7 protein-coding genes are annotated in these 12905 nt (G+C 71.7%); 5 read left to right on the top strand and 2 right to left on the bottom strand.

The annotated features are described in order from the left end of the window. The first annotated feature begins 53 nt into the window (after positions 1-53). The 5 genes from ACIBZJ_RS20130 (at position 54) to ACIBZJ_RS20150 (ending at position 5846) form a co-directional block, all read left to right on the top strand. The gene (locus tag ACIBZJ_RS20130; protein ID WP_395932287.1) at positions 54-458 is read left to right on the top strand and encodes an NAD(P)H-dependent oxidoreductase subunit E; all 405 of its coding nucleotides are present in this window, start codon (positions 54-56) and stop codon (positions 456-458) included. Continuing rightward, positions 455-2026 carry a formate dehydrogenase beta subunit gene (locus tag ACIBZJ_RS20135; protein ID WP_395931638.1) on the top strand — a complete coding sequence of 524 codons (1572 nt, stop codon included), beginning with the start codon at positions 455-457 and terminating at the stop codon, positions 2024-2026. Before ACIBZJ_RS20130 ends, ACIBZJ_RS20135 begins: the two co-directional genes overlap by 4 nt. After that, positions 2023-4782 (top strand): formate dehydrogenase subunit alpha, encoded by a 2760-nt coding sequence (gene fdhF, locus ACIBZJ_RS20140; RefSeq protein ID WP_395931640.1) that lies wholly within the window; start codon positions 2023-2025, stop codon positions 4780-4782. Before ACIBZJ_RS20135 ends, fdhF begins: the two co-directional genes overlap by 4 nt. Then, positions 4779-4991: a formate dehydrogenase subunit delta gene (locus tag ACIBZJ_RS20145; RefSeq protein ID WP_395931642.1), complete on the top strand. Its 213-nt coding sequence runs from the start codon at positions 4779-4781 to the stop codon at positions 4989-4991. Before fdhF ends, ACIBZJ_RS20145 begins: the two co-directional genes overlap by 4 nt. Before the next feature lie 129 nt (positions 4992-5120). After that, a complete protein-coding gene (locus tag ACIBZJ_RS20150) occupies positions 5121-5846 on the top strand; it encodes a GntR family transcriptional regulator (RefSeq protein ID WP_395931644.1) in 726 nt (241 codons plus the stop codon). Here ACIBZJ_RS20150 and ACIBZJ_RS20155 read toward each other — a convergent pair. Together ACIBZJ_RS20155 and ACIBZJ_RS20160 are read right to left on the bottom strand one after the other, a co-directional pair. Beyond that, positions 5843-11002: a caspase family protein gene (locus ACIBZJ_RS20155; RefSeq protein ID WP_395931646.1), complete on the bottom strand. Its 5160-nt coding sequence runs from the start codon at positions 11000-11002 to the stop codon at positions 5843-5845. The genes ACIBZJ_RS20150 and ACIBZJ_RS20155 overlap by 4 nt on opposite strands. Before the next feature lie 127 nt (positions 11003-11129). After that, positions 11130-12860, bottom strand: coding sequence for a thiamine pyrophosphate-binding protein (locus ACIBZJ_RS20160; RefSeq protein WP_395931648.1), 1731 nt, complete (start codon positions 12858-12860; stop codon positions 11130-11132). Positions 12861-12905: the final 45 nt, after the last annotated feature.

Here is a 12905-nt window from a genome sequence, read left to right on the forward strand (position 1 = left end):
AACGCCGGAACGAGCCGGCGAGCCCGCTCGCCGGCCTCGATCCGCAACTGGTGATGACCGTGCGGCGGATCGTCGCTGCCCACCGCGAGTGGCGCGGGCCGCTGCTGCCGGTGCTGCACGCGCTGCAGGAGGAGCTCGGCTACCTGCCGGACGACGCCACCCCGATCGTGGCCCACGAACTGAACCTGTCCCGGGCCGAGGTGCACGGGGTGATCACGTTCTACACCGACTTCCGGCGTGAGCCGGGCCCGACGTCCACGGTGCGGATCTGTCGCGCGGAGGCCTGCCAGGCGGTCGGCGCGGACGCGCTCGTCGAGGCCGCCGGCGACGCCGCCGCGCACGTCTTCTGCCTCGGCAACTGCGCGCTCGGCCCGTCGGTGCAGGTCGACGGCAAGGTGCTGGGCCGGATGACGCCGGAGCGCCTGGCGGCGCTGCTCGCTTCGCGGGAGGGCTCGTGATCGTCTACGTCCCGCGGGATTCCGCGGCCCGTTCGGTCGGTGCCGACGAGGTGGCGGACGCGCTGGCCGCGCGCGGCGTCCCGGTCGTGCGCAACGGCTCGCGCGGGATGCTCTGGCTGGAGCCGTTCGTCGAGGTGTCGACGCCGTCCGGCCGGGTCGGGTACGGGCCGGTCACGCCGTCCGACGTCGAGTCGATCCTGGAGGCGGCCGGCGGCGCGCACCCGCTGCGCGTCGGGCCGGTCGACGAGATCCCGTGGCTGGCCGGGCAGACCCGGATCACGTTCGCGCGGATGGGTGTCACCGACCCGATCAGCCCGGTGGACTACCTCGCGCACGGTGGTCTCGCCGGCCTGCGGCGGGCACTCTCGATGACCCCGGAGGCGGTGGTCGAGGAGGTCACCGCGTCCGGCCTGCGCGGCCGCGGCGGCGCGGGCTTCCCGGCCGGGATCAAATGGAAGACCGTGCTCGGGTGTGACGGTCCGTTGAAATTCGTCTGCGCCAACGCCGACGAAGGCGACAGCGGCACGTTCGCCGACCGGATGATGCTCGAAGGCGACCCGTTCGGCCTGATCGAGGGCATGACGATCGCCGCGTACGCGGTCGGCGCCTCCGAGGGCTACGTGTACGTGCGGTCGGAGTACCCCGACGCGGTGGCCACCCTGCGCACGGCGATCGAGGTGGCCAGGGCCGAAGGGTGGCTGGGGTCGTCGGTGCTCGGCTCGTCGCTCGACTTCGACGTGCACGTCCGGGTCGGGGCCGGTGCCTACATCTGCGGCGAAGAGACCTCCATGCTCGAGTCGCTGGAAGGCAAGCGCGGGATGGTCCGGGCCAAGCCGCCGATCCCGGCGATCGAGGGCCTGTTCGGAAAACCCACCGTGGTGAACAACGTGCTCACGCTGGCCACGGTCCCGGCGATCCTGGCCGGCGGGGCCGCCGCCTACTCGGCGCTCGGGATCGAGCGGTCGCGGGGGACACAGGTCTTCCAGCTCGGCGGCAACACCCTGCGCGGTGGCATCGTCGAGACCGCGTTCGGTCTCACGCTCGGTGAGCTCGTCCACGACTTCGGCGGCGGCACGCTCTCCGGGCGTCCGGTGCGCTGCGTCCAGGTCGGCGGGCCGCTCGGCGCGTACGTCCCGCCGTCCCAGTTCGACCTGCCGATGGACTACGAGGCGTTCGCCGCCGCCGGTGCGATGCTCGGCCACGGCGGCGTCGTCGTGTTCGACGAAACCGTCGACATGGCCGCGCAGGCCCGGTTCGCGTTCGAGTTCTGCGCCGAGGAATCGTGCGGCAAGTGCACGCCGTGCCGGGTCGGAGCGGTCCGCGGCGTCGAGGTCGTCGACCGCATCCGGGCCGGCGAGCGTCGCGAGGAGAACCTCGTCCTCCTCGAAGACCTGTGTGTGCTGATGACCGACGGGTCGCTCTGTGCGATGGGCGGCCTCACCCCGATGCCGGTCCGCAGCGCGGTGAAGCACTTCGCCGCCGACTTCGGTCCTCCGGCACCCGGCGCGGTGGAAGCCGTGCCACCGAACGCCGCCAAGCACGCCTCCCGGAAGGAGGAGCCGGTATGACTCTGTTGAAGGAACCCGACTTCGGAACCCCCGAGCGGCCCGGCGCGCCGACCGTGACCGTGGAGGTCGACGGCCTGCCGATCACCGTGCCACCGGGCACGTCGGTGATGCGCGCGGCGGCCGAGGCCGGCGTCGCGATCCCGAAGCTGTGCGCGACGGACTCGCTGGAGGCGTTCGGGTCGTGCCGGCTGTGCGTCGTCGAGATCGACGGACGGAAAGGGACCCCGGCGTCGTGCACCACGCCCGTCGACGACGGGATGCGGATCCGCACCCAGTCGTCGCACCTGGAGAAGCTGCGCCGCGGGGTGATGGAGCTCTACATCTCCGACCATCCGCTCGACTGCCTGACCTGCGCGGCCAACGGCGACTGCGAGCTGCAGGACATGGCCGGCGCGGTCGGCCTGCGCGAGGTCCGCTACGGCTACGAGGGTGACAACCACCTCGACGCGCCGAAGGACACCAGCAACCCGTACTTCGACTTCGACGAGTCCAAGTGCATCGCCTGCTCCCGGTGCGTCCGGGCCTGCGACGAGGTCCAGGGGACGCTGGCGCTGACGATCGCGAACCGTGGATTCGCGTCGAAGGTCGCGCCCGGCCCGACGAACTTCCTCGACTCCGAGTGCGTCTCCTGCGGCGCCTGCGTGCAGGCCTGCCCGACCGCCACGCTGCAGGAGAAGTCGGTGGTCGAGCTCGGCATGCCGTCCCGCAGCGTGATCACGACGTGCGCGTACTGCGGGGTCGGCTGCTCGTTCAAGGCCGAGCTGCGCGGCACTGAGCTGGTCCGGATGGTGCCGTACAAGGACGGCGGCGCGAACGAGGGCCACAGTTGCGTCAAGGGCCGGTTCGCGTTCGGGTACGCGACCCACCCCGACCGGAAGCTGTCGCCGATGGTCCGCGAGTCCACCTCGGACCCGTGGCGCGAGGTCTCCTGGGACGAGGCGATCAGCACTGTCGCGCACGGGTTCCGCTCGCTCCAGGAGCGCTACGGCGCCGGCGCGATCGGCGCGATCTCGTCCTCGCGGTGCACGAACGAGGAGGTGTGGGTCGTCCAGAAGATGGTGCGGGCGGCCTTCGGGAACAACAACGTCGACACGTGCGCGCGGGTCTGTCACTCGCCGACCGGCTACGGCCTCAAGCAGACGTTCGGCGAGTCGGCGGGCACCCAGGACTTCAAGTCGGTCGAGAAGTCCGACGTGATGCTGCTGATCGGCGCGAACCCCACCGACGGGCACCCGGTGTTCGCCTCCCGGATGAAAAAGCGTCTGCGCGAGGGCGCGCAGCTGGTCGTCGTCGACCCGCGGCGGATCGACCTGGTGCGGTCCCCGCACATCGAGGCCGCGCACCACCTGCAGCTGCGTCCGGGGACGAACGTCGCGATCGTCAACGCGCTCGCGCACGTCGTGGTGACCGAAGGTCTGGCGGACGAGGACTTCGTCGCTTCGCGGTGCGAGGGTTACGACGAGTGGGCGTCGTTCATCGCCCGGCCGGAGAACAGCCCGGAGACGGTCGAGCCGATCACCGGCGTGCCGGCCGCGTCGATCCGGGCCGCGGCCCGCCTGTACGCGTCGGCACGCAACGGCGCGATCTACTACGGGCTCGGCGTCACCGAGCACAGCCAGGGCTCGACGATGGTGATGGGTCTGGCGAACCTCGCGATGGCGACCGGCAACGTCGGCCGCGAGGGCGTCGGTGTGAACCCGCTGCGCGGGCAGAACAACGTCCAGGGCTCGTGCGACATGGGCTCGTTCCCGCACGAGCTGCCCGGCTACCGGCACGTCTCCGACGACGTCGTCCGCGGGCTGTTCGACGACCGCTGGGGGACGTCGATCCTGCCCGAGCCCGGGTTGCGGATCCCCAACATGTTCGACGCGGCGATCGACGGGACGTTCCGCGGGCTGTTCGTGCACGGCGAAGACATCGCGCAGTCCGACCCGAACCTGCAGCACGTGTCGGCGGCGCTCTCGTCGATGGAGCTCGTGGTCGTGCAGGACCTGTTCCTGAACGAGACCTCGAAGTTCGCGCACGTGTTCCTTCCCGGGGCGTCGTTCCTGGAGAAGGACGGGACGTTCACCAACGCCGAGCGGCGGATCAACCGGGTCCGGGCGGTCATGCCGCCCAAGACCGGCAAGGGCGAGTGGGAGATCGTCTGCGAGATCGCGACCGCGATGGGTTACCCGATGTCGTACTCGCACCCCAGCGAGATCATGGACGAGATCGCGGCGCTGACCCCGACGTTCGCCGGGGTGTCGTTCGAGGCGCTCGACAAGCTGGGCAGCATCCAGTGGCCGTGCAACGCCGAGGCGCCGTTCGGGACGCCCACCATGCACGTGGAGGAGTTCACCCGGGGCCGCGGCAAGTTCGTGCCCACCTCGTTCGTGCCGACCGAGGAGCGGACGACCCGGCGGTTCCCGCTGGTGCTCACGACCGGGCGCATCCTCAGCCAGTACAACGTCGGCGCGCAGACCCGGCGCACCGGCAACGTCGCCTGGCACCCGGAGGACCTGCTGGAGATCCATCCGCACGACGCCTCCGAGCGGGGCATCGCCGACGGCTCGTTCGTGACGCTGGCCAGCCGGGTCGGGGAGACGAAGCTGCGGGCGACGATCTCCGACCGGATGCCGGTCGGCGTCGTCTACACGACGTTCCACCACCCGGTGACCGGCGCGAACGTGGTCACGACCGAGCATTCGGACTGGGCGACGAACTGCCCGGAGTACAAGGTGACCGCGGTGCAGGTGTCGGGGGCGGCGCGGTGAGCGGGGTCGCGGCGGAGCAGCGGATGGCCAACGACATCGCCCGGAACTTCCGGCACCTGTCGCCGGACGACGCGGTCGCGGCGATCGCCGGGCACGTCAGCCGGTTCTGGGATCCGCGGATGCGGGTGCGTCTGCTCGCCCTGGCCGACTCCGGGTCGGAGGGCCTCGATCCGCTGGTCACGGCCGCGGCCGGGCGGTTGCGCGGCTGACCGATCGGCCCGCGCGACCGGCCTGCGTGGCCGGCCCGCGCGTCGGCGCGCCGACGTGGGCGCACCCGGTATGTGACCGACTGTATGCTGTAAACCGACAGTGCGCGGGGCGACACCGCCGGAGGACCGATGACCGAGATCAGCCCGGCCCGGGCGGCACGCTCCCGGCGGAAACCGTTGGAGCGGCCGGCGCCTCTGCGTCAGGTGGTCACCGACGAGATCGCCGACATGATCATCAGCGGCGAGCTCCAGCCGGGCGAGCACCTGGTCGAGCAGGAGCTCGCGGCTCAGCTCGGTGTCTCCCGGCAGCCGGTGCGCGAGGCGCTGCAGCGCCTGCACACCGAGGGCTGGGTCGATCTGCGTCCCGGCCTCGGCGCGTTCGTGCACACGCCGACGGCCGAAGAGGCCGATCAGCTCCTCGCCGCCCGGACCCTGCTGGAGGCGGAGTCGGCCCGGCTCGCGGCCGCGAACGGCACCCCGGCGTTGGTGGAGCAGTTGTGGGGCCTCCAGTCGGTGGGCGAGGCGGCGGTGGCCGCCGACGACGAGGCCGGCATGGTCGCCGCGAACGCCGCGCTGCACGCGCAGATCATGACGATGTCCGGCAACAAGGTGCTCTCCGAGCTGATCGGTATCGTCGACAGCCGGGTGCGGTGGTACTACCGCCCGATCGCCCGGTCGCGGGGCCAGGAAGCCTGGGACGAGCACCGCGAGATCATCGAAGTGATCGCCGGTGGCAACGCCCGCAAGGCCGGTGACCTGATGCGCAGACACACCGAGCGGACGAGGAAGACCTACCACGCGAGGGCGGCCGAGGTGGCGAAGAACCCGCAGGTCCCGGTCGAAAAGGGCGCTTAGCCGGCGATCGTCAGGCCGGTCGGGAGGGTGTACCCGAGCTCGGCGTACCGGGCCGCGATCCGGCCGAGCTCGGAACGAGTGGTCAGCGCGTGCAGGAGATCGAGGAAGGTCAGCGGACGTTCGAGGTCGAGCCACGAGCCGGTCCGGCCCGGGCCGACCAGCCCGGTGTCGTCGTCGGTGAGTGGTTCGCCGGGCCAGGGGCCGGGCGCGGTCGCGTACCCGAGTTCGGCGTAGCGGGCCGCGAGGTCCGCCGGGGCGCGCTTCGTGCGGGCCGCGACCAGCAGGATCTGGCCACTGCGGATCTCCTCGTCGTAGCCGGGCCAGCCGTCGTCGGTGTATCGGGTGCGGTCGTCGTAGCCGTCGTTGTCGTTTCTGACCTGGTTGGGCGACACGTCTGACTCGTTGAACGTGGTGTCCGGCCAGGGCCCGGCAGCCACGCGGTAGCCGAGTTCGGCGTAGCGGGCGGCGACGTCCGCGGCGGACCGCCTCAATCCCGCGGCCGCGGACGCGATTTCGCCGGCCGGGACCGTGTCGTCGTCGCCACTGTCGGTCTGATAGTGCCGGTTGGCCAGCACGCGGTCGATTCGGGTGAGGACCTCGGCCGGCCAGTGGCCGTCCCAGAGGGTGAAGCCGAGCCTGGTGCAGCGGGCCGCCACCTGGGCCGGACTCCACCGGAGCCCGTCCGCCAGCGAATGGACCTGCGCGACGGACATCGGCCGGTAGCCCGAGAGCCGGTGACCGTATTCCGGCGGCTCGTTGCCGAGCAACGCGTGATCGTCGGGCGTGAGGGTCAGGCCGGCCCAGGCAATGGGAGCGACACGCAGTCCGAGCTCGGTGAGGCGGGCGGCGGCCCGGGCCGGCGACCAGCCGAGAACACTCGCCGCGATCAGGACGTGTGCGACGGGCACCGGGTCGTCGCGGTCGAGCAGTTCGCCGCTCCCGTCGTTCGGCGAAGCGGGATAGCGGCTGGTGAGCGCCAGGTCGTTCCCGGTGAGAGGGCCCTCGAACGGAATCGGACGCGCAAGGCGGTAGCCGAGCCGGCGGCAGCGGGCCGCGATCTCCCCCAGAGTGAGCCCGTGTTGAACGGCCATCCGGCTCAGCAGGCTGAGCGGCATCGGGTCCGTGAGACTGCGCCAGGGTTCGGTGCCCCCGAAATCCGGCCCGGCCAGGCTCAGGTCGAATTCCGTGAGCGGCGCGCCGGGCGACCGGTCGGGTTCGACGTCGTACCCGAGTTCCGCATAACGGGTGAAGACGTCGGCCGGCTCGCGTCCGAGGCTGACGGCGACCGCATGGACCTCGAGCGCGGCCGTCCGGCCGCCGCGCTCGTAGGCGTACCCGCCGTAGTGGCTACCACGGAGGAGCGGCAGGTCAGCTTCCGTGAGCGTGGTGTCCGGCCACGGTCCGGCCACGGTCTGGTGGTACCCGAGTTCGGTCAGACGGGTCGCCAGCTCCCCGGGGCTGCGGCCGACCCGGATCGAGACCGCGAGGACGTGCCCGTTCGGCACCGGTTCCCTGGCGTCGAGTGCGCCGGTGAACGTGCCGTCGTCGAACGCGTCCCACTCGTCGCCCAGCCCGCGCCCGATCAGGCACCGGTCGTCGGCCGACAGCGGAGCCTCGATCCGCGGCCCGCGGGCGGTGCGGAACCCCAGAGCGGCATAGCGCTCCACGATGTCCTGGGGAGCGCTGTCTTGCCGGACCGCGGCGTCGAGGACGTAGTGCCACGGCACGATCAGCACGTCGTCCTCGTCGCCGCCGGCCGCGCGGTCGTACTGTGCGGGCCGAGGGTTCGGGAGGAGCTTCCGGTCGGAAGCGCTGAGCGGAGCAGACGGCCATCGGCCGGAGCCGATCGGATAGCCGAGTTCGGTCAGCCGGGTGACGACGTCGGCCGGGGCCCGATCGCACCGGAACGCGACGTCGAGCACGTGTGACCGCAGGTACCGGGGCGCGACGTCCGGCATCCAGGCATCGAGGAGGAAGGCGTCGGAGGGGAGCGCCGGCGCGGGAACGGCCGGTGCCGGGAGAGCGCGCAGCGGCGGGACCAGACCAGCCGCGGCCCAGGCGAGGAGCCGCCAGGAGCCGGTCTGCTCCGACAGTTTGAACTGCTGCGAGAGGCTCGGTTCGTGCCCCTTGCGGGACGAGAGTTCGTAGCGCGGAGCTTCGCCGGTGACGAGGAGCGAGAGGTCGGGCGGAAAGCATCCCGTCACGCGGATGTCGCACTCGACGCCGTTGATCCGCCAGGGCCGGAGCGGCCGCTCGATCGCGGCCCGCGCGACGGCGTCCGCGATCCGTTGATCGTGCTGCACCAGCGCACCGAGCCACTCCGGGGTCACCAGCGGATCCGGTGCGGCGAGCAGGGCGTCGATCCCCTGGCGGACGATCCGGCCGATCAGCTCGGTGTCGGTGCGCAGCAGCCGGGTGCGATCGACGGTCAGCTCCGGCGCGTTCCCGGCTCGCAGGTTGACGACCGTGCCGTACGTGCCCGCGCTGACCCAGAGTCCGTCCGCGAGCACCGCGCCGGGTCCGTCGCACCACCAGAGATCAGCCGTGTGCCCGGGAACGACCCGGGTGATCCTCCGGCCGACATCCCTGGACCCGGGACTCTCGGTGCCGACCGGTGCGGAGTCGGACAACTGCCCGGGCTTCCAGGTCAGCGCCTCCGAAGCGGAGCCGGCCCGGGTGCTGAACTCCGCGATCCAGAGCAGCCGCCGCAGGGTCTCGACGCAGGAGATCCGCGGTCCGTCCTCGCGCAGGTAGAGCGTCACGGTGGTGAACGACTCGGTGCCGGGGCCCTCGTCGTGGATGCGGGCGATGGAGTCCGGACCCGAGATGAGCACCCGGAGCCGGCGGCCGAACGTCCCGTCCCGACGGTACTGACACGTCTCGACCGTGAACTCGTCGGCGAGCATGAAGTAGCTCAGCACGCCGATGCCGAACCGGCTGTTCGCGGCGAACGGGATGCCGTGCCGGTACCACTCGGCCTTCTCCTCGGCGAACGTCGGCAGCTCGGTGAACCGGGCCCCGGCGTAGGAGAACGCGTCGGCCAGCTCCATCTCGCTCATCCCGACGCCGGTGTCGTGACACCGGACGAACTCGCCCTTCTCGTCGACGCCCTGGGTGAACGAGATCTCGCCCGCCCAGGAGATCTCCGCACTCCGGGTCCGGCGGAGGAACTGGGTGCGCGCGGCCCGGAACCGGCAGGCGTCCAGCGAGTTCTGGTAGAGCTCGCGCAGCGCCAGCGTCCGGTCGCCGTAGAGCTGCTCGCCCATGAGCAGTTCCTGGATCCGGTCGGCGGCCAGCCGGAATCGGAACCCCTTCGCGTCGTACCGGGGCCGGCCGGTGGCATCGGTGCCGGCCCGGACCCGGTCGGCCACCGCACCGGCGGGCAGCTCTCCGAGCGGCGACCCCGCGTAGGCCAGGTTGACGCTGCTCAACAGTGCGGCGGTCTGCGCGACGTGGTGCTGCAGAGCCCGGTCGACGGCCGGATGGGTGCAGCTCGCGGAGAGGACCTGGACCCGGCTGCGGCGGACCCAGGTCGTGCCGCGCAGCGTGTCCCGGACCTCGTCGAGCGCTACCGGGTCCGGGATGCCGAGGTGATCGACGACGACGTCCGGGAGCGAGAGCGGGTCGATCGCGAAGCGGTGCGCGGCGACCAGCAGGACCGTCACCAGGGTGCGGCGGACGTCGGCCGGTCCGGGCACGTGGGCGGGCCACGCCGGCTCGGTGTACCCGGCGGTGAGCTCGCGCGGACCGAGCCGATGGGCGGCGAGCAGCCGCTCGACCGTCTCACCGTCGAACGCGCCGGCCACCAACGGCCCGAGCGGGCCGGCGTCCGGGTCCGGGTGCGGCGGCGGGTCCGGACGGTAGGCGGAGAGGTCCCGGGTGATCCAGCGGTGCAGCAACCACCAGCGCAGGCCGTCCCGATCCGGCCCGGCGGTCAGCCGGTCGAGCCGGCGGATCAGCCGGGGGTGGGTGTCGGCGAAGTCCCGGAAGGCGGCGTGACCCACCGCGGCCCGGTCGTCCAGCACGTCGAGGGCGGCCCGCCGGGCGACCGCGCGCGCTGCCCAGTGCGCCTGCTGCAGGAACGGGAAACCGGCGAGCAGCGCCGCCTCGGCCGCGGTGATCGTGGGAACCTCGTCGGAATCGTCGTCGTCCATCCGGCGGGCGGACCGGACGACCCGGTCGACGAGCCGTCCGACCTGGCGTGCGGTCCGCGGCGCCAGGTTGCGGTCCAGCCAGTCGTCGCCGCCGAGCGTCCGGAGATCGCGTTCGAACGACGACGCCCACGTGCGGGTCAGTGCGACGAGGACGTCCCGCACCCCGGAGCGGACGCCGGCCGTCTCCGGGAGTTGCCACCAGACCGGGTGATCGCGGACTTCGATGATCCAGGGATGCTCGTCGGACACCGCCGGACCGGACGCCGGATCGAACAGCAGAACCGGCCGGGCCGGGCCGTCCACCTCGATCTTCTGGCTCCGATGCCCGCCGGAAACCTCGCCGCCGTCGATCATGCGCTGGACCTCGTCGAAGAAGTCGCCGAGCCGGGCCGGCCGGTCGCTGCTCCGGAGCACGTCGGTCATCGCGCGGGTGAACGCGCTGCGGGGCCCGCCCGCGGAGGTCTCCACGTGCGCGAGCCCGCCGGGCGCGCAGGCGTGGACGTACGTCGTCGTCGGGTGGCCGGGCCGCGCGACCGCGGCGAGGTGCCCGCCGATCCGTTTCGCCTTCACCGGCGGATCCACGTCTCGCCGGCAGGCGTCGACGACCACGACGACGTCGCCGCATCGGCTCCGGGAGATCGCGTTGCCGACGAAGTCCAGCGAGACGCACTCCTGGGGCAGATCCCAGGCCTCCGAGCTCGCGCTGGACGGAACCAGGTAGTCCCGACCCCGGCTACGGATGCCGTGGCCGCTCAGCACCAGCAGCAGGCGCTGGCCCGGTTGCGCGCCGGAGAAGAACCGTTCGATCTCCCGGCGCATGCGTCCGAGGTCGGCGCGTGGCTCGTCGTGGATCCGGACGTCGTAACCGACGTCGGTCAGTGCGGGACCGAGCGCGGCCAGATCGTCGGTGACGAACGGGAGGGGAGCAAAGCTGTCGTCGTCGTACTCGGCAACGCCGAACAGGTACGCGCGATAGGCGCGCGCCGCGTGACCTTCGGTCATTGCCGGAGCGCTCCCTAGTAGCCGGATGGCCACCGAGAGTACCGCCTAGGCGATTCTCAGTTCTGAGGTGGAGCCCGCTGAGAGCGACAGCTGACGGCCGTCGCTCTCAGCGGGCCGTGCAGCGCGTCTACTTGTACATGGTCTGGTTCATCGTGCCGGGCGCGTAGGCGTCGGGGTCGACCCAGACGTTGATCAGCGACGGCAGGCCGCTCTCCCGGGCCCGCCGCAGCGCCGGGCCGATGTCGGCCGGGTCGCGGACCTCCTCGCCGTACCCGCCCAGCATCTGGGCGAACTTGTCGTAGTGGACGTCGCCGAGCGTGTTGCCCACGCGCTGGCGGGCCTCGCCGTACTTCCGCAGCTGGCCGTACCGGATCTGGTTCATCGACGAGTTGTTGCCGACCACCCCGACGAACGGGAGGTTGAATCGGACCAGCGTCTCGAAGTCCCAGCCGGTCAGCGAGAACGCGCCGTCGCCGAACAGAGCCACGACCTCCTTCTCGGGCCGCGCGTACTTCGCCGCCAGCACGAACGGGATCCCGACGCCGAGCGTCCCGAGCGGGCCCGGGTCCATCCAGTGACCGGGCGTCTTCGGCTGCACGACCCCGCCGGAGAACGTCACGATGTCGCCGCCGTCCCCGACGAACACGGAGTCGGGAGTCAGGAACTCGTTGATCTCGTGCGCCAGCCGCAGCGGGTGGATCGGGGAGGCGTCCGACAGCTGCTTCGGCAGCCGCTTCTGGTAGGCCGATTCCTCCTCGGCGCGCAGTTCCTCGAACCACGCGCGGCGCGACGAGACCGGCCCGGTCACCGCCCGGGTCACCGCGGCCAGCACCGCGCCCGGGTCTCCGACGATGCCCAGGTCGATGTCCCGGTTCTTTCCGACGGTCCGGTAGTCCATGTCGATCTGGACCACGGTCGCGGCCGACGGCAGCCGCCGCCCGTACCCCATCCGGAAGTCGAACGGCGTTCCCACGATCACGATGACGTCGGCCTGGTTGAACGCGTACCGGCGGGAGAGGTGGAAGTGGTGCGGGTCGCCGGGCGGCAGCGAACCCCGGGCCGAGCCGTTCATGAACACCGGGATGTCGAGCGTCCGCGCGAAGTCGATCGCCGCGTCGGTTCCGCGCCCGGTCCACACCTGCGAGCCCAGCAGCACCACCGGTTTGGACGCCCGCTGCAGGAGGTCGGCCAGCCGCTGCACGGAAGCGGGGTCACCGGCGCTCTTCGTCGACGCCCGGTAGCGGCCGGGCTCGGGGATCGTGCAGTCGGCCAGATCGACCTCGGCGTCCAGTACGTCGCGGGGGATCTCGAGGAACGACGGGCCGGGGGCACCGTGGTAGCACTCGCGGAACGCCATCGAGACCATGTCCGCGCTGCGGGTGGTGTGCGGCACGGTCGCGGCGAACTTCGTGATCGGCGTCATCATGTCGACGTGCGGGAGGTCTTGCAGCGAGCCCATCTTGTGCTGGCTCAGCGCGCCCTGCCCGCCGATGAGCAGCATCGGGCTCTCGGCCCGGAACGCGTTCGCGACGCCGGTGACCGCGTCCGTCGTGCCCGGACCGGCCGTCACCACGGCGACGCCCGGCTTGCCGGTGATCCGCGCGTAGCCGTCGGCGGCGTGGGCCGCGACCTGCTCGTGCCGGACGTCCACGACCGCGATGCCCTCGTCGACGCAGCCGTCGTAGATGTCGATGATGTGCCCGCCGCAGAGGGTGAAGATGACATCGACGCCTTCCGCCTTCAGCGCCTTCGCGACGAGATGCCCGCCGGAGATCCGGTCGGGATCCTCGCTCCGCTGCCGCAGTATCGCGGCGGTCGCGTCAGCCTCGGTGGACGGCTCCGTCGTGGTCTGGCTCATGTTCCTCAACTCCTCGGTGTTGCCGCGGACTGAAGACTGCATACC

The sequence above is a fragment of the Cryptosporangium sp. NPDC051539 genome (assembly GCF_044454545.1).
Lineage (GTDB): Bacteria > Actinomycetota > Actinomycetes > Mycobacteriales > Cryptosporangiaceae > Cryptosporangium.

Coding starts and splice junctions, on each gene's coding strand:
- ACIBZJ_RS20160 (WP_395931648.1), bottom strand. CDS start 12,860: ATGAGCCAGACCACGACGGAGCCGTCCACCGAGGCTGACGCGACCGCC.
- ACIBZJ_RS20150 (WP_395931644.1), top strand. CDS start 5,121: ATGACCGAGATCAGCCCGGCCCGGGCGGCACGCTCCCGGCGGAAACCG.
- fdhF (WP_395931640.1), top strand. CDS start 2,023: ATGACTCTGTTGAAGGAACCCGACTTCGGAACCCCCGAGCGGCCCGGC.
- ACIBZJ_RS20155 (WP_395931646.1), bottom strand. CDS start 11,002: ATGACCGAAGGTCACGCGGCGCGCGCCTATCGCGCGTACCTGTTCGGC.
- ACIBZJ_RS20130 (WP_395932287.1), top strand. CDS start 54: ATGACCGTGCGGCGGATCGTCGCTGCCCACCGCGAGTGGCGCGGGCCG.